The organism is Rhizobium phaseoli (assembly GCF_010668805.1).
Taxonomy (GTDB): Bacteria; Pseudomonadota; Alphaproteobacteria; order Rhizobiales; family Rhizobiaceae; genus Rhizobium; species Rhizobium phaseoli_A.
In genome coordinates, this window is sequence record NZ_WUFT01000007.1 from 150,312 (window position 1) to 171,673 (window position 21,362).

The 21,362-nt window shown below is 62.6% G+C and carries 20 protein-coding genes; 8 read left to right on the forward strand and 12 right to left on the reverse strand.

Features of this window, described 5'->3' with window-relative positions:
- Window positions 1-241: 241 nt before the first annotated feature.
- Both mutL and GR197_RS12825 read left to right on the forward strand, forming a co-directional pair.
- Window positions 242-2,053, forward strand: coding sequence for a DNA mismatch repair endonuclease MutL (mutL, locus tag GR197_RS12820; RefSeq protein WP_164009952.1), 1,812 nt, complete (start codon window positions 242-244; stop codon window positions 2,051-2,053).
- Between the two features lie 173 nt (window positions 2,054-2,226).
- Window positions 2,227-2,457: a DUF2093 domain-containing protein gene (locus GR197_RS12825; RefSeq protein ID WP_164009954.1), complete on the forward strand. Its 231-nt coding sequence runs from the start codon at window positions 2,227-2,229 to the stop codon at window positions 2,455-2,457.
- A gap of 253 nt (window positions 2,458-2,710) precedes the next feature.
- Here GR197_RS12825 and GR197_RS12830 read toward each other — a convergent pair whose 3' ends face one another.
- The 3 genes from GR197_RS12830 to GR197_RS12840 form a co-directional block, all read right to left on the reverse strand.
- Window positions 2,711-3,628: a sugar ABC transporter substrate-binding protein gene (locus tag GR197_RS12830; RefSeq protein ID WP_164009956.1), complete on the reverse strand. Its 918-nt coding sequence runs from the start codon at window positions 3,626-3,628 to the stop codon at window positions 2,711-2,713.
- 78 nt (window positions 3,629-3,706) lie between these two features.
- Window positions 3,707-4,471, reverse strand: a complete 765-nt coding sequence (locus GR197_RS12835; protein WP_164009958.1) for an ATP-binding cassette domain-containing protein — start codon at window positions 4,469-4,471, stop codon at window positions 3,707-3,709.
- Complete coding sequence (locus tag GR197_RS12840) at window positions 4,468-5,526, reverse strand: ABC transporter permease (protein ID WP_204330184.1); 1,059 nt, start codon at window positions 5,524-5,526, stop codon at window positions 4,468-4,470. The genes GR197_RS12835 and GR197_RS12840 overlap by 4 nt, the downstream gene beginning before the upstream one ends.
- A 99-nt stretch (window positions 5,527-5,625) precedes the next feature.
- On the opposite strand from GR197_RS12840, the gene GR197_RS12845 reads away from it, so the two are divergent.
- Window positions 5,626-6,522: a GntR family transcriptional regulator gene (locus GR197_RS12845; protein ID WP_164009961.1), complete on the forward strand. Its 897-nt coding sequence runs from the start codon at window positions 5,626-5,628 to the stop codon at window positions 6,520-6,522.
- Between the two features lie 103 nt (window positions 6,523-6,625).
- On the opposite strand, the gene lpxK is transcribed toward GR197_RS12845, so the two are convergent.
- The 6 genes from lpxK to GR197_RS12875 form a co-directional block, all read right to left on the reverse strand.
- Window positions 6,626-7,699 carry a tetraacyldisaccharide 4'-kinase gene (gene lpxK, locus GR197_RS12850; RefSeq protein WP_164009963.1) on the reverse strand — a complete coding sequence of 358 codons (1,074 nt, stop codon included), beginning with the start codon at window positions 7,697-7,699 and terminating at the stop codon, window positions 6,626-6,628.
- A gap of 106 nt (window positions 7,700-7,805) precedes the next feature.
- The gene (locus GR197_RS12855) at window positions 7,806-8,528 is read right to left on the reverse strand and encodes an HAD family hydrolase (protein WP_164009965.1); all 723 of its coding nucleotides are present in this window, start codon (window positions 8,526-8,528) and stop codon (window positions 7,806-7,808) included.
- A 9-nt stretch (window positions 8,529-8,537) separates the two neighbouring features.
- Window positions 8,538-9,857, reverse strand: coding sequence for a lipid IV(A) 3-deoxy-D-manno-octulosonic acid transferase (waaA, locus tag GR197_RS12860; protein WP_164009967.1), 1,320 nt, complete (start codon window positions 9,855-9,857; stop codon window positions 8,538-8,540).
- Window positions 9,858-10,126: 269 nt separating this feature from the next.
- Window positions 10,127-10,375, reverse strand: a complete 249-nt coding sequence (locus tag GR197_RS12865; protein WP_164009969.1) for a DUF4170 domain-containing protein — start codon at window positions 10,373-10,375, stop codon at window positions 10,127-10,129.
- 61 nt (window positions 10,376-10,436) lie between these two features.
- Window positions 10,437-11,246, reverse strand: a complete 810-nt coding sequence (locus tag GR197_RS12870; protein ID WP_164009971.1) for a 3'(2'),5'-bisphosphate nucleotidase CysQ — start codon at window positions 11,244-11,246, stop codon at window positions 10,437-10,439.
- A gap of 31 nt (window positions 11,247-11,277) precedes the next feature.
- Entirely contained in the window at window positions 11,278-12,624 is a 1,347-nt protein-coding gene (locus GR197_RS12875) for a TldD/PmbA family protein (protein ID WP_164009973.1), read from the reverse strand.
- Between the two features lie 119 nt (window positions 12,625-12,743).
- Between GR197_RS12875 and GR197_RS12880 the strand changes: the two genes are divergently transcribed.
- The 4 genes from GR197_RS12880 to GR197_RS12895 all read left to right on the forward strand — a co-directional run bounded on the left by GR197_RS12880 (window position 12,744) and on the right by GR197_RS12895 (window position 16,987).
- Window positions 12,744-14,561, forward strand: coding sequence for a monovalent cation:proton antiporter-2 (CPA2) family protein (locus GR197_RS12880; RefSeq protein WP_164009975.1), 1,818 nt, complete (start codon window positions 12,744-12,746; stop codon window positions 14,559-14,561).
- A 91-nt stretch (window positions 14,562-14,652) separates the two neighbouring features.
- The gene (locus GR197_RS12885) at window positions 14,653-15,060 is read left to right on the forward strand and encodes a DUF2946 family protein (protein WP_164009977.1); all 408 of its coding nucleotides are present in this window, start codon (window positions 14,653-14,655) and stop codon (window positions 15,058-15,060) included.
- Window positions 15,061-15,147: 87 nt separating this feature from the next.
- A complete protein-coding gene (locus GR197_RS12890) occupies window positions 15,148-16,521 on the forward strand; it encodes a PepSY-associated TM helix domain-containing protein (RefSeq protein ID WP_164009980.1) in 1,374 nt (457 codons plus the stop codon).
- Window positions 16,522-16,534: 13 nt separating this feature from the next.
- Window positions 16,535-16,987, forward strand: a complete 453-nt coding sequence (locus GR197_RS12895; RefSeq protein ID WP_164009982.1) for a copper uptake system-associated protein — start codon at window positions 16,535-16,537, stop codon at window positions 16,985-16,987.
- A 78-nt stretch (window positions 16,988-17,065) separates the two neighbouring features.
- Here the strand turns inward: GR197_RS12895 and GR197_RS12900 are convergent, their stop codons facing one another.
- The 3 genes from GR197_RS12900 to GR197_RS12910 are packed head-to-tail and all read right to left on the reverse strand — an operon-like array spanning window position 17,066 to window position 20,708.
- Complete coding sequence (locus GR197_RS12900) at window positions 17,066-17,947, reverse strand: patatin-like phospholipase family protein (protein ID WP_164009984.1); 882 nt, start codon at window positions 17,945-17,947, stop codon at window positions 17,066-17,068.
- Between the two features lie 12 nt (window positions 17,948-17,959).
- Complete coding sequence (gene rsmD / locus GR197_RS12905; RefSeq protein ID WP_164009986.1) at window positions 17,960-18,520, reverse strand: 16S rRNA (guanine(966)-N(2))-methyltransferase RsmD; 561 nt, start codon at window positions 18,518-18,520, stop codon at window positions 17,960-17,962.
- Window positions 18,501-20,708: a pseudouridine synthase gene (locus tag GR197_RS12910; RefSeq protein WP_164009988.1), complete on the reverse strand. Its 2,208-nt coding sequence runs from the start codon at window positions 20,706-20,708 to the stop codon at window positions 18,501-18,503. The genes rsmD and GR197_RS12910 overlap by 20 nt, the downstream gene beginning before the upstream one ends.
- 90 nt (window positions 20,709-20,798) lie before the next feature.
- Between GR197_RS12910 and GR197_RS12915 the strand changes: the two genes are divergently transcribed.
- The gene (locus GR197_RS12915) at window positions 20,799-21,236 is read left to right on the forward strand and encodes a nucleoside deaminase (RefSeq protein WP_164010248.1); all 438 of its coding nucleotides are present in this window, start codon (window positions 20,799-20,801) and stop codon (window positions 21,234-21,236) included.
- Window positions 21,237-21,362 lie beyond the last annotated feature (126 nt).

The following is a 21,362-nucleotide window of genomic DNA, read 5'->3' on the forward strand; positions in this document are numbered from 1 at the left end:
GAATAGAAATGCCAGTTTTATGTTAAAACCGGCTTAACATTACAGCGCCCAGCGTCTTTTCCAGGCGCGCATAGGACGCTGTAACACTTTGAACTGCTGCATAATTTTATCCTTAAATCGGTTCCGATTTAAGGATGAAATTATGCAGCGGCGCCCCCAAGTTTGAGGGAACCCCGGATCACGCTTCGGAAAGCCTATCGAAGCCCCTTCCCTCCGGCCCCCGAATCCTCGAAAATAGCCCATGGCCATCAGACAGCTCTCCGAAACGCTCATCAACCAGATCGCCGCCGGTGAAGTCATCGAACGGCCGGCAAGCGCTGCCAAGGAGCTGATCGAAAACGCGCTCGATGCCGGCGCGACGCGCATCGAGATCGCCACATCAGGCGGCGGCAAGGCGCTGCTGCGCGTCAGCGACAACGGCTCGGGCATGGACGCGGCCGATCTCGAATTGGCGGTCAGGCGGCACTGCACCTCGAAACTATCGGAGACGCTCGAGGATATCCGCACGCTCGGCTTCCGCGGCGAGGCGCTGCCCTCGATCGGCTCGGTCGCGAGGCTCAGCATTGCCAGCCGCAGACGCGACAGCGCCGGCGGCCACGAGATTGCCGTGAACGGCGGCAAGATTGCGCATATGCGCCCGGCGGCCGCCAATCCCGGCACGATCGTCGAAGTCCGCGACCTGTTCTTCGCGACGCCCGCCCGGCTCAAATTCCTGAAGACCGAGAAAGCCGAGGCCGGCGCCATCACCGAGATCGTCAAGCGCATGGCAATTGCCTTTCCAGCTGTGCGCTTCGTGCTGTCGGGCTCGGACCGCACGACGCTGGAATTTCCGGCAACCGGCGACGACCATCTGGCGCGGATGGCGCAGGTGCTCGGCAAGGAATTCCGCGACAACGCCATTGCGCTCGACGCCGAGCGCGAGGAGATCTCACTGACCGGTTTTGCCGGCGTGCCGACCTTCAACCGCGGCAACTCCGCCCATCAATACGCCTTCGTCAACGGCCGGCCGGTGCAGGACAAGCTGATCCTCTCGGCGATCCGCGGCGCCTATGCCGAGACCATCCCGTCCGGGCGCCATCCGGTTGCGGTGCTGTCGATCACGCTCGATCCGGCGCTCGTCGACGTCAACGTGCATCCGGCAAAATCCGACGTGCGGTTCCGCGATCCCGGCCTGGTGCGCGGCCTGATCGTCGGCGCCATTCGCGAGGCGCTTGCGCGAGACGGCAGCCGGGCGGCAACGACCGGGGCAAGCGACATGCTGCGCTCCTTCCGCCCCGGCTTTCAGGCGCAGCGGCCGCAGACGGCATGGTCGGCCGAGACCTCGCCCTTCCGGCCCTACCAACCGGCAACGGGTTTTTCCGAACGGCCACAGGCCTCCTTCGACGGGCTGTCGATGCCGACGGCGCGGGCCGAGCCGCAGTTTTCGCCGCAGCCGGCAGCAGCCGAGACGGCCTCTCCCGAAACAACCGGGCGCTATCCGCTCGGCGCGGCGCGGGCGCAGATTCACGCCAATTATATCGTCGCCCAGACCGAGGACGGGCTTGTCATCGTCGACCAGCATGCCGCACACGAGCGGCTGGTCTTCGAGGCGATGCGCAAGGCGCTGCATTCGAAGCGACTGGCCTCGCAGGTGCTATTGATCCCGGAGATCGTCGACATTCCGGAAGAGGATTGCGACCGGCTGATGCAGCATGCAGCCGAGCTTTCCGAACTCGGCCTGGCGATCGAGCGTTTCGGTCCCGGGGCGATCGCCGTGCGTGAGACGCCGGCCATGCTCGGCGAGGTCGATGCGCATGGGCTGATCCGCCAGCTTGCCGACGAGATTGCCGAATGGGATACGGCCTCGGGCCTGTCGGCCAAGCTCGAATATGTGGCGGCGACGATGGCCTGCCATGGATCGGTGCGCTCCGGACGGCGGCTGCGGCCGGAGGAAATGAACGCACTGCTGCGGGAAATGGAAGTGACGCCAGGCTCCGGCCAGTGCAATCATGGCCGGCCGACCTACATCGAATTGAAGCTCAGCGATATCGAGCGGCTTTTCGGCAGAAGCTAAAAAAGCTGGAAAAGCAGCCGTTGCGGGAGTATGGCAGACTAAAGCGTGCCGCGATCTCTTAGATTCGCTTGGCCCACGCTTTAGGTCTTTGGTTTTCCGCATGTCGTGATCGCAAAACAGCGGCACAGTTTTGCGCGACATGCTTTAATGACAGGCTGCAGGGAACGGAGCGCATGAATTTGTTCGAAGGACACGGAAACCGCGAGGCGAAGATCCGGTACCTCGACGGCGATTTCCAGATTCTCTCGCCCGGCGCCTATGTCGTCTGCGCGATGACGGGAAAGCAGGTCCCGCTCGACGAGCTGCGCTACTGGAGCGTCGCCCGGCAGGAACCCTATGCCGATGTGATCTCGGCCATCGAAGCCGACAAACGCGCCGGCGTGCTGCCGAACCAGCGGCGCTAGAGCATGATGCCGAAAAGTGTACGCGGTTTTCGGGCGACATCATGCTCTAACTCTTTAATTTAGAACAGGATTCAGATTTTAGGCCAACCGGGCCTAAAATCATCCTGTTCTAGAGCAATTCCAGGAAAAGTGCGAAGCGGTTTTTCCGTCCGGAATTGCGTAAGAACCAAAGGTTAAAGCGCGGCCGCGTGCGAGCGGCCACAGGTCCGGCCCGCCCCCTGCAGGACGGGCCGTTTGCACAGAGCGGCAATGCTTACTTGAATTGCGCCATATTCTCAGGCGTCACGAGCGCGGCGCCGGAATCTATCAAAGATTCAACCTTCTCTCCACGGATCGATTTTACCAGCGCATCCACACCGAGTTCAGCCATCTTGGTGGGGAACTGCGCCACCGAAGCATCCTCGATTCCACTCTTCAGCGCTTCCTCTTCGCCGCAGCAGAAGTCGAAACCGACCAGCACAATCTTGTCATTGGCAGTTCCGGCATTCTTGATTGCGCGCGCCGCGCCAGCAGCGGGCGGGCCGCAAGCGGCGTAAATGGCCTTGAGGTCCGGGTTCTTCGTGAGCAGATCTTCGGCGACACTGATCCCGAGTTCCTCGGTGCAGTTTGTCGCGCCTTTCCCGACGACCTTGACGTCAAGACCCTGGAGCCCTTCAAGCATACCCTTCACGCGGTCATCAAGCGCTGGCACACCGGGCACGCCCTCGAGAATCCCGAGCGTGTCGCCGGCTTTAAGAACAGTTTTGAGATATTCGCCGGCGATTTTGCCCGCGGCGAAATTATCGGTCGTGGCAAGCGCCGTCCTGCCTTTCCAATCCGGAATATTGTTATCCATCAGGACGACCTTGACACCTGAAGCCACCGCCTTATCCAGGGCTGCGGACACGGTTGGATCGACGGGCGTGAGGGCAATGCCCTGCACGCCTCGTGTCACCATGGACTCGATCTGTGCAATCTGGCCCTCGATGTCGGTTGCGGACGTACCCTGCCCGTAGATGATCTCGACGCCGGGATTTTTCTTTGCATAATCTTTGGCTGCGTTCTCCATTGTTGCGAAGAACGGTACCGGGAACTTGGTTATAAAGCCGAGCTTGACCGGCTCCTGCGCCAAGGACGGGACTGCAGCGACAGCCAGGAACGCAAGAGCTCCCAGCAGGGATTGCGGTTTCATGATACACCTCCCATGTTTCGACCGCCCTCCTCTAGAGCGATCTCGTTGTCCGCTGCCCTAACGAAGCAGCGATCTCCCTTAAGTTTCGGCGCCGACAATCATCGCGACAACGTCCTGCTTGTTCGCTTCCGTTGGCTTCAGTTCACCCACCTTGCGCCCCTGCCGCAGCACCACCGCCCGATCGGCGATTTCGACGACATGTTCCATATTGTGCGTGATTATGATCACGGCATTGCCTTCAGCTTTCAGCTGATTGAGAAGGTCGAGAACTTGGCGAGATTCGCGAACACCGAGGGCGGCCGTCGGTTCGTCAAGGATCACCAGCTTGCGTGCAAACACAATGGCGCGCGCGACCGCAATCGCCTGTCGCTGTCCACCAGACATCATCGCGACCGGCGCGTCGAACTTCGGCAGCTTGACCTTCAGGCGATCGATTACACGCGCTGCTTCCCGCTTCATCACGCCGGTGTTGAGGAAGCGGAGCGGGCGCGGCAGCCAAGAAGGGAAAGAGATTTCTCGCCCGCAATAGAAATTCTGGACGGGGGTCAGGTTGTCGAAAAGCGCCAGATCCTGATAGACGGTTTCAATGCCGGCGCGGCGGGCCGCCGCCGTTGAATGAAGCCATACGGGAGCTCCATCCACGAGGATCTCTCCCTCGTCGAGACTGTGAAGCCCACTGATGCATTTGACGAGGGTCGACTTGCCAGCGCCGTTGTCACCCAAGAGAGCGGTTACCTCGCCAGCATAGGCATCAAAGCTTACGTTTTTCAGGGCATGGATGGCGCCAAAGCGCTTCTGCGCGTTTCGAACCGAAAGTGCCGGTATGGTGGATGCAGGGTTCATTGGACTCTCGCCGATTGAAGCACACGCGCGCGCGCCTCGAGATGGTTACGAAGCACATCGGCCTCTACGGCGATGACGATGACCAGCCCAATCGCGATCATTTGAAAAAACACGTCGACCCCGAGAAGGTTAAGGGCATTGCGGATGACGCCGATCAGCACGGCGCCGATCAGGGCGTGGCCGAGATGGCCTCGTCCGCCAAGAAAACTCGCGCCACCGATAATCACCGCAGCAATCGTGTCGAGTTCCAAAAGATTGCCGTAGATTGGCGAGGCGGCCGCGGTCCTGCCTGCGAGCAGTACCGCGCCGGTACCGGCACAAAAGCCGGAGATAATGTAGGTCGAGAGCAGAACGCCCTTTACCGGTATACCCATGCTTCTGGCGGCACTCGGCGAGCCGCCGACCGCATAGATCCATCGGCCACAGACCATCGACTTCGTCAGCATCAGAAAAAGAAACCCGAACATCCCGACGACAAAGAAGGAATTGGGCACACCAAACGTCGTGCCGCCACCGATCGCAGTAATTGCATCGGGCATCCCGCGCATGGTGGTGTGGCCGGGCGCCAATGCAAGCGCCAGGCCGCGGCAGATACTCAAGGTCGCAAGGGTAATAATGAAGGGGTGTGGCAGCCGACCATGGACAAAGACTATGCCGTTTACCGCACCGATAGCAGCACCCGCGAGCAGCATGGCCATAATGACGACGATTGAGGAATCAACCTGCTGGTAGACGAGTCCGCCGATGACTGTCGCCAGCGCGAGATTCGAGCCGACAGACAGGTCGATCCCGCGTGTCAGGATAACGAGTTGCTGCCCCATTGCCACAACAGCAATCACCGCTGTCTGCGCCAGGATGTTTCCCAGGTTCATGGGCTTTAGAAATGCCGGCGTGATCAAACTGACGACGGCGATGAGTATAACGAGGATCAACAGAGGGCCCAGGCTCAATAGCTTCAGTGCTAGTGTGATGCCCGATTGCCTCGGTTGGAAGGTTGCATCCTGCGCACCGCCAGGCCGGGACGAATTCTGAGGCAGAATTCCGGAGTCTTCCAAATTCCCCTAGCCTCCCTGGTTTTTTAAACATAAGAAACATATGATACACGTACGTCAACTTGTTTTTTATGGATATCTAATCATACCTGGAGTTGCCGTATGCGAACGGACACGACATTTAAGCGGGCATTCAATGATATGATCGATATCCTTCAGACGCTCGATCTCGGGGAGGAATTGCCGTCCGAAAACGCGCTGCGCGCCCAGCTTGGCGTGAGCAGAACGACGGTGAGGAAGGTGCTGGCGGGGATGTCCGCACGTGGAATCATTGTATCTGAAGCGCACGGGCGGATCATACGTCAGCAGCCGCGGCAGACAGAGCGCTATCCGAAGGAAGAAACCTTAGCAATCTCGGAACAGGTCGAGACGAGTTTCATGGAATGGATGCTGCGCGGCGATGCTTCTCCGGGCACAGAAATCAATGAGGCGGAGTTAGCGAGAAAATTCGGCGTCGCGACAACGATAGTTCGTGAATTTCTCAATCGATTTCAGAAATATGGGCTGATCGAGAAGCGTCCGAATGCAGGCTGGGTTTTCAAAGGATTCACAGCGAGTTTTGCACTCGAGCTGTTCGAGATCAGAGAGATGTTCGAAATGCGCTCCGCACGACTGTTCGCTACCCTGCCCCACGGCTCGCCCATCTGGAAGCAGGTTCGTGCTGTACGGGCGGCGCATTTGGAACTGCTCGCGGATATCGACGCCCGGTTTCAGGATTTCTCGGAGCTGGACAGCCGATTCCATCGGCTGATTACGGCTGTCGCGCCAAACCGCTTTATCGAAAGCTTCCAAGACGTGATCGCCATGGTCTTCCACTATCATTATCAGTGGAACAAGCGTGATGAACGCGCGCGGAACGAGGTCGCCATCGGCGAACATATCGCGCTGATCGATGCTCTCGAAAGCCGCGATATCACCTTGATCGATCACGCTTGTCGGTCGCATCTGATCTCCGCGCGCGAAACTTTGCTTCGCTCGATCGTGCATGTACAGATGTGAGCAGTGCTATGCAAGGAACGGTCGGCATCTTGGAGGAGAGGTAGCCGTTGCTCCATCAGCATCCGCTCCGAGCGGATCGAGAAGAAGGCCCATAGCGGCCCGATTAGAGCGGTTCAGCCTTTCCTGGAATCGCTTTAACCCCGGCCTTGATCTCCCGCAAACGCCGCTCGCGGCAGGCTGCGATCGCCCGGTCGATGATCAGGCTGGGAGCGAGGTGATCTTCGAAGACCATGTCGACCTCGATCACCCGGCACTTTTCAGTGAGTTGCGCCGCCTTGCCGGGATGGCCGGAGAGGCGGACGAAATCCTTGGAGGTGGTGACGATCAGCAGGTCCTGACGCTCGGCGGTCGTCAGGATGTCGTCGATCTCGTCCTCGGTCAGGTGCTCATGATCACCGAAGGACTTGGCGACGGCGATTTCGGCACCGCGCGATTCAACGGTGCGGAAGAATTTGGCGGGATCGGCGATGCCGGCGAAGGCGAGCACCTTCATGCCGGCAAGCGTGTTGTCGCCGCGCACTTTCAGCGATGCGGTGAAATAGGGCTTTGCGGCGCGCGCCGTCATGCGAACGATCCTGTCGGCGGCATTGCCGCCACCGACCTTCAACAGGGCCGTGGCCGAACGCAACTGCTGGCCGATCGGCGCCCGCACCGGGCCGGCGGGCACGAGATGGCCGTTGCCGAGGCCGCGGGTCGCGTCGATCACCAGCAGGGCATAGTCGATCGCCAACCGCGCACTCTGGAAACCGTCGTCCATGATGATGAGATCGGCGCCCTCCGCCACCAGACGCTGAGCGCCGTCGACGCGCCGGCGGGAAATCACCGTCAATGCCTCTTGGGCAAGCAGCAGCGGCTCATCGCCGACGGCGACAGCACGGTGATGAGCGGGATCGACCACCGTCGTCACATCGAGCGAGCCGCCGTACCCCCTGCTGAGAAAACCGGGTTTCAGCCCTTTCGCCTTGGCGGCACGGGCAATCGTCAGCGCCGTCGGCGTCTTGCCGGCGCCGCCGACGGTGAAATTGCCGACGCAGATGACGGGAATGGGAACCGAGGCGCGGCGCGCATGAGCCATGCGGTGGCCGGCGATGCGGCCGTAGACAAAGGAAAGCGGCAGCAGCAGCCAGGCCCGCCAATCGGCTTTCCGCCACCAGAACGGCGGCGCTTCAGATATCATCTTGCCGTCCCGCTCCCCTGCCCGCCTTTATTGCGGCCAGACCCCTGCTTTTCTCGACAGGCCGGATTGAGAAGCCAAAACCGATGAAAATGCAAGCCCTTACCAGTCAAGCCGGCTGCAGGTCCGGCAGCAGCGTCTCGAGAGCGGTGATATCGTCGAGCACATGATCGGCCGCGGCGGCAAGCGAATCGCGCGAACCGGTGCCGGTCAGCACCGCGATCCTCAGCCCGGTCCCGGCATTCAGCCCCATGTGCAGATCGTGATTGTTGTCGCCGACCATCGCGACTTCCTCAGGCGAAAGTCCGGTCGCGGCGCAGAAGCCGAGCACCATGCCCGGCTCCGGCTTGACGCCGAAACCGCTGTCATAGCCGGCGATATAATCGATGTAGCGGGCGAACCCGAAGCGTTCGGCCGTTTGGCGGATCGACCGCTCATTGTCGCTGGAGGCGACACCGAGCTTGAAACCGCGCCGATGCAGCCTTGCGAAGAAGCCGGCGAGGTCGGTCACCGGCACGGAAAATTCGGCGGCGCTGGAAAACAGAGCGTCGAGGCGCACCGTCAGTTCGCCGACATCGACCATCGAGCCCGCGGCAACCAGGCCCTCGGCAATCTGGCGGGTGTTGCCGGCGGCAAGCAGGCTGTCGGGAACGATATGGCCGGTCACCGGATCCATGCCGCAGGCCAACAGCAGCCGGTCGGCGAGAAGCGGGTCGTCTTCGGCGGCGATGCGGGCAAGCTCCCGGTTCACCGGCAGCCAGCTCTCGTCATAATCGAGCAGCGTGCCGTCCTTGTCGAAGAGAATGCCTTTGATAGGAGACGCTGCCGACATGATATATCCTCAGACCTGGGCCACGGCCTTGGGCAGCAGCCGCGCCTTCACCGTCAGCGGATTGATATAGGGTTCCAGCCCCTTGACGGTCGCGGTCAGCGCACCGCGCATTTCGTGCACGGCGGTGATCCCGGCCTCGATCATATTGCGGCGGGCTTCATCATTGATGAGCAGGTAATGCACGCCCTTGGCCAGCATTTCGGTATCGCGCACCATGCGGGCGCTGCCGCTGCGGGCAAGCTTCTGATAGGCATCGCGGAAATTCTGCACATGGCCGCCGGAGAGAACGGCGCAGCCGAGCATGGCCGGCTCCAGCGGGTTCTGGCCGCCTTCGGCAAACAGCGAGCGGCCGACGAAAGCGATTTCCGTCAGTCTCAAATAGAGGCCCATTTCGCCGATCGTATCGCCGAGGAAAATATCGACATCGGCCGACAAGACATCGTCGCGGGTGCGGCGGGCGACCTTCAGCCCCAGCTTGACCAGGGCCGCCTCGATCTCGTCGCAGCGTTCGGGATGGCGTGGCACGATAATCGTCAATTGCCGATCGCGCTCCCTCAGCGCCCGATGGACGATGGCAGCGGCATTCTCCTCGCCGTCGAAGGTCGAGATTGCCGCCCAGGTCTTGCGGTCGCCGATCTGCTTCTTGTAGCGGGCAAGGACAGCACCGTCATAGGGCGGTGCGTCGGTGTCGACTTTCAGATTGCCGGAGGTAATGACGGGAACGGCGCCGAGATCGCGGAAACGTTCGGCATCCATATCCGACTGAGCGATGACGAGGGCCAGATTCTCGAACAGGGCTTCGGCGATTGCCGGGCGGCGCCGCCATCGGGTAAAGGAGCGGTCCGACATGCGGGCATTGATCAGAATCTGCGGAATGCGGCGGCGGCCGAGCTCCAGCACCGTTGCCGGCCAGATCTCGGATTCGGCGATGATGGCGCAATCGGGCTGCCAGTAATCGAGGAAGCGGCTGACCGACGGCTTCAGGTCGAGCGGCACATATTGGTGGATCGCATCTTGACCGAGCCGCTCGGCGGCGAGCTTGGCGGAGGTGATGGTGCCGGTGGTCAAGATGACATGGATATCGCGGCGGCGGATTTCGCGGATCAGCGGGATGACGGCATTGGTTTCACCCACACTTGCGGCATGGAACCAGACGAGCGGGCCTTGCGGCCGATTGGCGCTCGGATAGCCGAAACGTTCCAGGCGGCGCGCCCGGTCTTCCTTGCCCTTGGCGGTGCGGTAGGTGATATAGAGGCCGACAACAGGAGAGGCCACGGTTCCCGCCAGACGGTATGCGCTCAGACCGAACCGAGCCATCCGGGAACTCATCGTGCCAGCCTCCGATCCAAGATCGACATCAAACCCATTCCCTCATTATCGTTGCGGCCGCAATGACCGATCAATTTGTTCAGAATGCGTCAAACAATCCGGAACGACAGGCGCCGGATGCAGGAAAACCTCGCTCGCCGGCGGCACAACAGCATGATGCCGAAAAGTGCGAGCGGTTTTCTCATGACACCATGCTCTAACCATTTAATCCAGAACAGGATTCAGACTTGGGGCCGACCCGGCCTGAAATCAACCTGTTTCTGGCGAGGTCAGTTGCCCCTGGCCTTTTCCTGCGGATCGAGCAAACGATGCATGTGGACGATGAAGTAGCGCATATGCGCATTGTCGACCGTCTGTTGCGCTTTCGCCTTCCAGGCCGTCAGCGCCGTGGCATAATCCGGGAAAATGCCGACGATATCGAGACCGTTCAGATCACGGAACTGGACGTCATCCAGGCTTTCCAGTTCGCCGCCAAAAACGAGATGCAGAAGCTGCTTCTTGTCACCGGAGTCAGTCATTTTTTGTTCTCTTTCTGCTATTCTCCTCCGCCATCCCATCTGCGGGATTTTGACGGAAACGTCAACTGTCTCGTCGTCCCGCAAAGGCCGCGAGGAATTCGTCGAGACGGGGCGTCGGTGCAGCGCAGAGGACGTTATGGGTCACGGCGGCCCGATTATAGACGATCGGCCGACCTTCAAGGTCGACGAGGCCACCGCCGGCGCAGCTGAGAATCAGATCCGCGGCGGCAAGGTCCCAATCATGCGAATTGCCCTTGACGAAGGTGCCTTCGAGACGACCGTCCGCCACCATGGCGATGCGATAGGCAAGCGAGGGGATGTGCTTCTGGCGGGTGACCCGCTCACGAAACTCCGGCGCAAAGGTCTTCAACAGATCCTCGCCGATCGCCAGGCGACTCACCTGCTCCGGTCCTGCGGCGGAGACGGTGAACGTCACCCCATTCTTCATCGCCACGCCACCCTCGGCCGCCTCATAGAGTTCCTCGAGCGCCGGGGCATAGAGCACGCCGGCGACCGGCCGGCCGCGATGAACGACCGCGACGCTGATGCACCAGACCTTTTGCCCGCCGAGGAAGGCGCGCGTGCCGTCGATCGGATCGACGATGAACAGCGTCTCACGCAAGAGGCGGTCGGCATCATCGTCGGTTTCCTCAGACAGCCAGCCGTAATCCGGCCGGGCCTTGCGCAGAATGGTCTCGAGCGTCTTGTTGGCGGCGAAGTCGGCGGCACTGACGGGGGAGCGGTCGCCGTTTTTCCACCAGACCTCAGGGGACTGATTGAAGAAGCCGAAAGCAACCGCGCCGGCCTCTTTCGCAGCATCGACGATCAGCGTGAGATCGCTCTGCCAGCGAGACTTTTCCCTATCGCTCATCCCGTCAAATCCGTTTCTTGCTAGCCGTTTCCTACTGGCCTGCCAACGTCATGCCTTCGATGGCGAAGGTTGGGGCCGCGACGCCGAATTTGCGGTCGATGTCATTTGCCAGCGTCAGGCGCATGAACATGTCCTTGAGGTTCGAGGCAATCGTCACCTCGGAAACCGGGAAGGTGAGTTCACCGTTCTCGATCCAGAAGCCGGTGGCGCCGCGGCTGTATTCGCCGGTGATCATGTTGACGCCGTGGCCGATCAATTCGGTGACATAAAAACCGTTGCCGACGCTGCGGATCAGCTCCTCGGGCGAGATGTCGCCGGGTTCAAGGGCAAGATTGGTGGAGGACGGCGAGACGGCGGTGCCGCCGCGCACGCCGCGGCCATTGGTTTCCAGACCCAACTCACGGGCGGTCGAGGTCGATAGGAACCAGTGGTTCAAGACGCCGTCCTCGATCATCACCAGCCGCTCGCCCGACACGCCCTCGCCGTCGAAGGGCCGTGAGGAGGGGCCGCGCACGATCAAGGGATCGTCGGTGATCGACAGGCCGGCCTTCAGCACCTGCTGGCCCATCTTGTCGCGCAGGAAGCTGGATTTGCGGGCGACGGCAGCGCCGTTGATCGCGCCGGCGATATGGCCGACGAAACCACGGGCGACGCGCGGGTCGAAGATCACGGTAACATCCTTGCCGGTCGGCACCTGGCGAGGATTGATGCGCTTTACCACCCGTTCGCCGGCGCGACGGCCGATTTCAGCGGGATCGTCGAGCTCGGCATAGTAGAGGCGGCTGTCATAGTCATAGTCGCGCTCCATGCCGGTGCCCTCGCCTGCAATAACGCTGACGGAATGGCCGAACCGCGAGGCCATGTAACTGCCCTTGAAACCGTGCGAGGTGGCAAGAACGAGGCCGCCCATGCCGGCCGAAGCGCCGGCGCCGGAGGAGTTGGTCACACCCTTGACCGCCAGGGCGGCTGCCTCAGCGGCAAGGCTCGCCTCGCGCAGCATCTCGGAGGAGACCTCGGTGGTATCCAGCAATTGCAGGTCGGGATAGGATTTCGAAAGGCTCGCCTCATCCGCCAGGCAGGCGAACGGATCTTCCGGCGAGACCTTGGCCATGGCGACGGCGCGTTCGGCAAGCGCCTGGAGATCGAAGCCCGGATTGGCCGAAACGCTGGCGACGCGTTTGCCGATGAAGACGCGGAGCGAAAAATCGTCGCTTTCGGAAGATTCCGTGCCCTCGACCTTGCCGAGACGGACGCTGACCGATTGCGAGCGCGACCGGACGACGACGGCGTCGGCGGCGTCGGCCCCCGCCTTCCTGGCCAGATCGATCAATTGACTTGCGCGGGAAAGAAGTGTCGAGGAATCAATTTCTGAGGACATGATTTGGCCTTTCCTTCGGCTTCCATTTATTGTGCACTCTCCCAAGCATCAAGGCCGCCGCCGCCGATTCTTTGTCGGGGTTGCCTGCCTGCTCTCCGCCGTCGAAAGAAATTGCCCTGATGTCCGCGCCCAATGCCTTTTTTTCCGAAACGATCCTGCTGCTCGGCGGAGCCGTGGTCGCCGCGCCGATCTTCAAGAAGCTCGGGCTCGGCACGGTGCTCGGCTATCTCGCTGCCGGCATCGTCATCGGCCCGGTTTTCCACGGCATTACCGACGGCGAACAGATCCTCGCCGTCGCCGAACTCGGCGTCGTCTTCCTGCTCTTCATCATCGGACTGGAATTGAAACCCACGCGCCTGTGGCAGATGCGGCGCGACATCTTCGGCCTCGGCACGGCGCAGGTGGTGGTGACCGGGCTGGCGTTGACGGCGCTCGCCTGGTTTTCCCACGTTCTCGATTGGCGCGGCAGCATCGTCGCCGGCTTTGGCCTGGCGCTGTCTTCAACGGCCTTTGCCATGCAAATTCTCGAGGGCGACGGCGACGTCAATACGAAATACGGGCAGCGTTCCTTCTCGATGCTGCTGTTCCAGGACCTGGCGATCGTGCCGCTCTTGGCGCTGATCACCGTTCTCGACGGTGGCGGCAAGGGCAGCAGCAATGCGCCGCTTGCCGATTTTGCCGTCGCCATCGGCGCGGTCGCGGCGATGGTCGTCATGGGGCGCTATCTGCTGACGCCGCTCTTCCAGATCATCGCCCGGACCGGCGCACGCGAGGCGATGATTGCCGCCGCCCTCTTCGTCGTCATGGGATCGGCAAGCCTGATGCAGCTTGCCGGGCTTTCGATGGCGATGGGCGCCTTCCTGTCCGGGGTGATGCTCGCCGAATCCTCCTACCGGCACGAGCTGGAGGCCGATATCGAGCCCTTCCGCGGCGTGCTGCTCGCCATCTTCTTCATCGCCGTCGGCCTGTCGCTGCAGCTCGACGTGCTTGCCGACAACGCGCTCTTCGTCATCGTCGCGGTGCCGATCATCATGGCGGTCAAGGCGATCGTCATCTACGGGCTTTGCCGGATCTCCGGCTCCCCGCACGACGATGCGATCCGCATCGCCTTCCTGCTGCCGCAGGGCGGCGAATTCGGCTTCGTGCTGTTTACCGCGGCGGCTACCGTCGGGCTGATGTCGGCGAGCACGGCATCGCTGCTGGTCGCGATCGTCACGCTGTCCATGGCGCTGACCCCGATCGGCGCGGCTCTTTCGAAGCGGCTGTTGCGGGGCGACGCACATGAGGAATTGGACGAGGATTTCGAGGGCGCCGGCGCCGACGTGCTGATGGTCGGCTTCTCGCGTTTCGGCCAGATCGCCGCCCAGATCCTGCTTGCCGGCGGGCGCAGCGTCACCGTCATCGATTTTTCGGCGGACCGTATCCGCCAGGCCTCCGCCTTCGGCTTTCGCATCTATTTCGGCGACGGCGCCCGCAAGGACGTGCTGCGCTCAGCCGGCATCGACCGGGCAAAGATCGTGCTCGTCTGCACGCAGAAGAAGGAAATCACCGACAGGGTGGTGGAACTGGTGCAGGCGGACTATCCGCACACCAGGCTCTACGTGCGCTCCTACGACCGCATCCATTCGATCGAGCTGCGCAACAAGGGTGTCGATTACGAACTGCGCGAAACGCTGGAATCGGGCCTGCTGTTCGGGCGGCGGACGCTGGAGGCGCTTGGTGTGCCCGAGGTCGATGCCTATGAGATCGGCGAGGATATCCGCAAGCGCGATGAGGCGCGCCTGGTGCTGCAGGTTTCCGAAGGATTGCAGGCCGGCCGCGACATGCTGTTTTCCCATCCCGTCCGCCCCGAACCGCTGGTCAAGCCGAAACGCGCCGCCGATGCTTTCGACGACGATCCGCTGGCAGGCACCGTGGATGCGACGGCGGAAGCCTGATCAGCACTGGCGGGCTTCGCGAAATTGACGCATTGAATATGAGCTCCGCGGCGTTTATCACCGGGCAATCGGAGCGATCCAAGAGGGAATCTTGATCAGACGGGCGAGACAGATCGAACAATGGGCATTGCGCATCCTGTGCGCGGCCGCCCTCGTTTTTGTCGCATTCGCCCATCAGGCTCCGGTCGCAGCCGCCAGCGATGCTGGTCCGGCTGAACTCGCCCAATATGTGCTTCCTGATGGAACGCTGCCGACGCTTTGCGTCACCGCCACCGACCAATCCGACCAAGGCCAGCACGACAAAACCCATTCACATGGTTGCGAGGCCTGCCGGATCGGCGCCTCGACCCTGCTGCCGGCGCCGATGGATGTGGCCGGCGCTCCCATTGGCTTTGCGGTCGCGGTTGAATTGCCGATCCGGGCCAAGGTCTTCCATCGCCAGCTTTTCCCGCCGAATACCGGTCCTCGCGCTCCCCCTTCCGATCCGATCCTGACCTGAACCTCGTGTCGCGGCGGCGCCGTGACGCGCCTTCAACGCCGGCTGAACTGCGCTCCCGCAGTCGGCCGTGGATACGGACCCATCATCATGTCGACTCTTACTGCCGCCGGACCGGCGGAGGACGCCGCCAACGGCGTTTCGCTCTACCGTGCCATCTGGCGCTGGCACTTCTTTGCCGGGCTTCTCGTCATACCTTTCATGCTCAATCTGGCCGTTACCGGATCGCTTTATCTCTTCAAGGACGAGATCAACGGCACCGTCTTCCGCACCCGTTACATCGTTCAGCCGACCGGCGAAGCGCTGCCGGCCGAGCGGATCGCAGCGATCGCCGCCGCCGCTGTGCCGGGCTCGACCGCGACCTCCTACAAGGACCCGGCCCTGCCCGAGCGATCGGCCATCGTCACCGTCGCCAGCGATGCCGGCGCGATGCTGGTCTTCGTCAACCCCTATGACGGCAAGGTGCTCGATGTGGTCGGATCGACCGACGAGTTCAATTACGTCGTCAAGCGTATCCACAGCCTGGCCTATTTCGGCGGCATAACCAACCGGCTGATTGAGATCACCGGCGGCTTTGCCATGATGCTCGTCGTCACCGGCATCTATCTCTGGTGGCCGCGACGCCGGCCGGGTGGTGTCGTCAGCGTGCGGGGAAAGCCGGGCCGTCGGGTTTTCTGGCGTGACCTGCATGCGGTGACAGGTGCCTTCGCCGGGGTCCTGATCTTCTTCCTTGCGATCACCGGCATGCCGTGGTCGGGTTATTGGGGGGCGAACGCCAATGCCTGGCTGACCGAACACGGCCTCGGTTATCCCGTCCAGCTCTGGGACGACGTGCCGAAGTCGCAGAAGGTCACCGAGGACATCCTGCCGAAGAGCGGCTGGATCGTCGAAAAGGCGCCGGTTCCGCTTTCCGATATCGCCGCAGCGCAGTCGGCCAAGCCGATCGGTCTCGACAAAGCCGTGGAGATTGCCAAGCGGCTGGGCATGGCGCCGGGCTTCGACGTGGCAATTCCCTCCGACCAGACGGGCGTCTATACCGCCTCGCTCTTTCCCGACAATCTCGCCGACGAACGCACCCTCCATATCGACCAGTATTCCGGCAAACCGCTGATCGATATCGGCTTCAATCAGTATCCATTCCTCGGCAAGGTGATCGAGTGGGGCATCAATGTCCACCAGGGGCAGGAATGGGGGCGGTTCAACCAGTTGCTGATGCTCGCGACCTGTCTGGCAATCATTCTGAGCTGCGTGACTGGTGTCATCATGTGGTGGAAACGGCGACCGGCCGGCCGGCTTGGCGTGCCACCCATGCCGCCAAAGCGCTCGATCTACTACGGCCTGTGGGTGATCGCAGGGATCTTTGCCATCGCCTTCCCGATGAGCGGGGTCGCCATTGTTGCCATGATCGCCTTCGACCAGATCGTCGTGCGGCTCGTGCCCGTGTTGAAACGCGTTCTCGCGTGAGGGAGACCATTCGATGAAGAAAATCATTGCTGTTCTTGCCTGCGTGCTGCTCGCAGCCATGGCATCTGCAGAGGACGATCCACAGCAAGTGATCCCGGCAAGATTGAAGGCGATGTTCGAAACGCCGGACAAGCCGTTGGACATTGCCCCGGTCGTCGTTCAGGCGGATTGGGCGATCGCCAGCTGGCGCCAGGACGGACGCGGTGGACGCGCCTTGTTGAAAAAGACGCATCATGGCTGGAGCATCTATCTTTGCAGCGGCGACGGCCTGAAGGACGCCGGGACGCTCGAGAAGATCGGGATCTCGGCAAATGATGCCGCCGGGCTGGCTGCGAAACTGAAGGATGCCGAGGCCGGCCTCGATCCTTCCGCGCTCGCGCTGTTCTCAAGCTTCGAGGGCACAGTCATGATGATGAACGAGGCATCAAATGGCGCCGGCGGCGGCCATGAGGTCCATGCCCAATGACGCGAAATGACCGCTAAGCTCGTTGTCTTTATGCATGTCGCATCCCCGATCCGCTGCGACATGCATTAGATTAAATAGTTAGCGCTTCAGCCGCGCTTCGATCTCGCGGTCGAGGGCGAATTTCAGGTCGTCCTTGACGCCGACCGACATGGCCAGCACGTCGCGGGCCTTGAGGAAATCCATGACGCCGGTGCGGCCGACTGCCGGGCGCAGGAAGATATGCGGCGGGCGGAGCTTCAGCTTCAGCGTGATCGCCGTCTGCATCATCAGCTGGCCGGAACCGAAGATGCTCTCCATGCGGTTCGGGATATGGGTGCCGTCGCCTTCCGGCGCGCCGACGACATCGATGCCGACGACGATGTCGGCAAGATCCATCAGGCATTCGTAGGGCACCGGATTGCTGATGCCGCCGTCGATCATCACGCGGTCGCGCAGGCGCACCGGCATGAAGACGGCGGGGATGGCGGACGAAGCGGCGAGTGCCGGAAACAACTCGCCCTCCTCGATGATGACTTCGCACTGCCCGTAATAATCGGTGGTGATGACCTTCATCGGCACCCGCAGATCTTCAAAGCGGGCCGGCAGCTCGGACGGTAGGAAGGCCTTGAGGATCCGCTCCAGATTGAACTGGCCGATGCGGATGCCCTTTGCCACCGCATCCCGCACCGTCGCCGGCCTCAGGCCCCAGATGCGACTGACGACGGCCGTCCTATTGCCGACGGTCGCCAGCGCATGTTCGCGGATTTCGGCGCCGGACATGCCGGCGGCCATGCCGGCCCCCATGATCGCACCCATCGACGAGCCTGATACCGCCACCGGCCGGATCCCGAGTTCGTCGAGCGTCTCGATCACATGGATATGGGCAAGCCCGCGCGCACCGCCGCCGCCGAATGCGACGGCGACCGTCGGGAGATCACTGATCGCCGGCAGTTTCGGGCTGATGATCTCTGCCTGCTGCACGCCCGCCCCCGCTTATTGCGGCTGATACCGGAAGAAATGCACCCTCGTATCGCCGAAGATGCGGTTTTCGAGGAAGACATAGGAAGGATGCACGGAAACGACAATATCGGCGCGTTCTTCCAGCACCGCGATCGCGCCCGGCCGCAGCCAGCCGCCACTGGCTGCCGCCGCCATCGCCTTCTCGCCGAGACCCTTGCCATAGGGCGGGTCGGCAAACAGCACGTCGAAGGCTTCGAGATTGCCGACGCTGCCGAGATCGGTGGCATCCCGGCGCAGGATGCGCGTGCGGCCGTGCAGGCCGAGCGCATCGATGTTTTCCCAAAGCAGCCCCCTGCCCTCGACGCTGTTTTCGACGAAGAGCGCATGGCGACAGCCGCGTGAAACGGCTTCGAGGCCGACGGCGCCGGTTCCGGCAAAAAGGTCGAGTATCCGGGTGCCGTCGACACATTCCGGATAGGCATGGCTCAATATATTGAACAGGCTCTCGCGCGTCCGGTCGGCAGTCGGCCGGATATCGTTGGATTTTGGCACGGCGAGAGGCCGTCCGCGAAATTCACCGCCGACGATCCGCACCGCGTGTCATTCCCTTTCCTTTCGCACCACCTCTGGACGGCCCGCCCGCAGGCCTGTCGCCGCCCGGCCGGTCACTGCCTGGCCTGTCACTGCCTGGCTTGGCACCCTTCGGCTTACCGGAAAAATTCTTGGCCCCACCCGGCTTGGCACCAAAGCCCTTGCCGCGCGGCTTATCACTCGAAGGCTTGTCGCCCGAAGGCCTGCCGCCCGTAGATTTATCGCCGAAGGATCGTTCGCCACGCGGACGCTCGGAGCGGCCTTCGCCGGCGGAGGCCCTTGTTGCGCGCGGACGTTCATCACCGTCCTCGCGCGGCCTACGATCACCACGCGGCTTGTCACCGAACGGCCGACCGCCACGCGAAGGACGATCACCGAAAGGCCGGTCGCCGCGCGGACGCTCCGAACGGGCCTCACCGGTGGAGGCTCTGGCGGCACGAGGACGCTCGTCACCATCCCGCGGTTTGCGATCACCCCGCGGCTTATCGCCGAACGGCCGATCGCCACGCGAGGGACGATCACCGAAAGGCCGGTCGCCGCGCGGACGCTCCGAACGGGCTTCGCCCGCGGAGGCTCTGGCGGCACGAGGACGCTCGTCACCATCCGAACGGGGTTTGCGATCACCGCGCGGCTTGTCGCCGAAGGGCCGATCGCCGCGCGAGGGACGATCACCGAAAGGCCGGTCGCCGCGCGGACGCTCCGGACGGCCTTCGCCGGCCGAGCTTCTGGCACGCGGGCGTTCGTCGCCCCCTTCACGGGGGCGGCGTTCGCCGCGCGCCGGGCGGTCGCCATAACCGCGGTCTTCGCGGGCAGGCCGATCCCCGAACGAGCGCTTGCGGCCGGAACCTTCGCCCTCATCCTTGCGGTGGGGCTGCTCGCTCGAGCGGATCCATTCGCCGTCCTCTTCGCGCACGCGATTCACCTGCGTGCGCGGGCGATCCTCGATATGGTGGGAACCTGTGCCCTTTGCCGGCGTCTGCTCGCCGCGCCGGCGCGCGGTCTGCTCATTCTTGGCGGCTTTCGCCGCAGCCTTTTCGCCGAGCGGCCGGGCGCCGGGCGCCATCCAGACGTTGGCGCTGCGACGCTGGCCGAGCGGCTGAGGACGCTTCGGCTTGTCATCATCCCTGCGGCCGCCATCGCGGCGATCGTCATCTCTACGCCCGCCACCGTGGCGATCGTCGCGTTTGGTGTCGAGGCGGCTCAGCGCCCGTTCGCGCTTGTCCTCGTCGCGGCGCGGACGCTGCTCGCGCCTTTCCGGTACTGAGGCTTCAGCCTCTTCCTCGGCAGCAACGGCCGGCGCATTGTAGAGCGGCGCGTCGAAATTCGCCTTGGCTTCCTCGATGAGGCGCGGGCCGAGCTGGTCGCGAAGTGTGCGGCCGCGCACTTCGATGACATGACCTTCCGGCAGGTCGCCGAGCTGGAACGGGCCATAGGAAATGCGGATCAGACGGTTGACGTCGAGGCCGAGCGCGCCCATCACGTTCTTGATTTCGCGGTTCTTACCTTCGCGAAGGCCCATGGTGATCCAGACGTTCGACGCTTGAGTGCGGTCGAGCGTCGCCTCGATCGAGCCATAGAGCACGCCGTCGACGGCGATGCCGTCCTTCAGCTTGTCGAGCGCGTCCTGATCGATCTCGCCGTGAGCGCGGACGCGGTAGCGCCGAAGCCATCCGGTTGCCGGCAGCTCGAGCGCGCGGGCGAGACCGCCGTCATTGGTGAGCAGCAGCAGGCCTTCGGTATTGATATCGAGGCGGCCGATCGACATGACGCGCGGCAGTTCTTCCGGCAGATTGTCGAAGACGGTCGACCGGCCTTCCGGATCAGCATTGGTGGTCACCAGACCGGCCGGCTTGTGATAGAGCCACAGCCTGGTGCGCTCGATGCCGCGGATCGGCACGCCGTCGACCTCGATGCGATCGGCGAGCGTGACGTTGACGACCGGGGTATCGAGAGCCCTGCCGTTTAGCGTCACACGACCTTCCATGATCATGCGTTCGATGTCGCGGCGGGACGCGACGCCGGCGCGTGCCATCACCTTGGAAATGCGTTCGGCCTTGGCCTCGCTATCGGTGTCGGCGGCGATCGCAGCCTTTGCCGGCTTCGCGCCGCTAGGCTTTGCGCCGGCCTTCGGTCCGTCGTCCCGTGAAAAGGGCTTCGCGCCCGGGCGTTTTGGCTTGTCTTTGGGTGTCATTTGTTGTTTGCCTGCCTTTTGGGCCTGTCTATCAGGTCACGCATCTGCGGTTAAGTGGAAATTCTTGCGATCGTGAAGACAAATCGTTTCATGGAGATGGCGCTTGACGAAGCGCGTGCCGCCGGAGAACGCGGCGAGGTGCCGATCGGCGCCGTCGTCGTTGTCGACGATATCGCCATTTCCCGCGCAGGAAACCGCACGCGCGAGCTCAAAGACGTGACCGCGCATGCCGAAATCGCTGCGATCCGGCTTGCCTGCGAAGCGCTCGGACAGGAGCGTCTCGTCGCTGCCGATCTCTATGTGACGCTCGAGCCTTGCACCATGTGCGCGGCAGCCATCTCGTTTGCGCGCATCCGCAGGCTCTATTACGGCGCCGAAGACCCGAAGGGCGGCGGGGTCGACAATGGCGTGCGATTTTATGCGCAGCCGACCTGTCACCACGCTCCGGAGGTTTATTCCGGCTTTAACGAGGTGCAATCGGCCGAGATTCTGCGCGCATTCTTTTCGCAAAAGAGAGAGGCGCCGTAGCCTCAGGCGCGTCGCCATCTTCGGCTGTCGCGCCAATGGCTGCCCCTCACCCTAACCCGACCGGGGTCGAGCCACTCGTCTCGACCCGTCCTTCGGACCCCCGTAAACGGGGCGAGACGTTGGCGA

Coding starts and splice junctions, on each gene's coding strand:
- GR197_RS12835 (WP_164009958.1), bottom strand. CDS start 4,471: ATGAACCCTGCATCCACCATACCGGCACTTTCGGTTCGAAACGCGCAG.
- mutL (WP_164009952.1), top strand. CDS start 242: ATGGCCATCAGACAGCTCTCCGAAACGCTCATCAACCAGATCGCCGCC.
- GR197_RS12915 (WP_164010248.1), top strand. CDS start 20,799: ATGGAGATGGCGCTTGACGAAGCGCGTGCCGCCGGAGAACGCGGCGAG.
- GR197_RS12825 (WP_164009954.1), top strand. CDS start 2,227: ATGAATTTGTTCGAAGGACACGGAAACCGCGAGGCGAAGATCCGGTAC.
- GR197_RS12875 (WP_164009973.1), bottom strand. CDS start 12,624: ATGTCCTCAGAAATTGATTCCTCGACACTTCTTTCCCGCGCAAGTCAA.
- GR197_RS12910 (WP_164009988.1), bottom strand. CDS start 20,708: ATGACACCCAAAGACAAGCCAAAACGCCCGGGCGCGAAGCCCTTTTCA.
- GR197_RS12865 (WP_164009969.1), bottom strand. CDS start 10,375: ATGACTGACTCCGGTGACAAGAAGCAGCTTCTGCATCTCGTTTTTGGC.
- GR197_RS12890 (WP_164009980.1), top strand. CDS start 15,148: ATGTCGACTCTTACTGCCGCCGGACCGGCGGAGGACGCCGCCAACGGC.
- GR197_RS12870 (WP_164009971.1), bottom strand. CDS start 11,246: ATGAGCGATAGGGAAAAGTCTCGCTGGCAGAGCGATCTCACGCTGATC.
- GR197_RS12845 (WP_164009961.1), top strand. CDS start 5,626: ATGCGAACGGACACGACATTTAAGCGGGCATTCAATGATATGATCGAT.
- GR197_RS12855 (WP_164009965.1), bottom strand. CDS start 8,528: ATGTCGGCAGCGTCTCCTATCAAAGGCATTCTCTTCGACAAGGACGGC.
- waaA (WP_164009967.1), bottom strand. CDS start 9,857: ATGAGTTCCCGGATGGCTCGGTTCGGTCTGAGCGCATACCGTCTGGCG.
- GR197_RS12880 (WP_164009975.1), top strand. CDS start 12,744: ATGTCCGCGCCCAATGCCTTTTTTTCCGAAACGATCCTGCTGCTCGGC.
- GR197_RS12830 (WP_164009956.1), bottom strand. CDS start 3,628: ATGAAACCGCAATCCCTGCTGGGAGCTCTTGCGTTCCTGGCTGTCGCT.
- lpxK (WP_164009963.1), bottom strand. CDS start 7,699: ATGATATCTGAAGCGCCGCCGTTCTGGTGGCGGAAAGCCGATTGGCGG.
- GR197_RS12895 (WP_164009982.1), top strand. CDS start 16,535: ATGAAGAAAATCATTGCTGTTCTTGCCTGCGTGCTGCTCGCAGCCATG.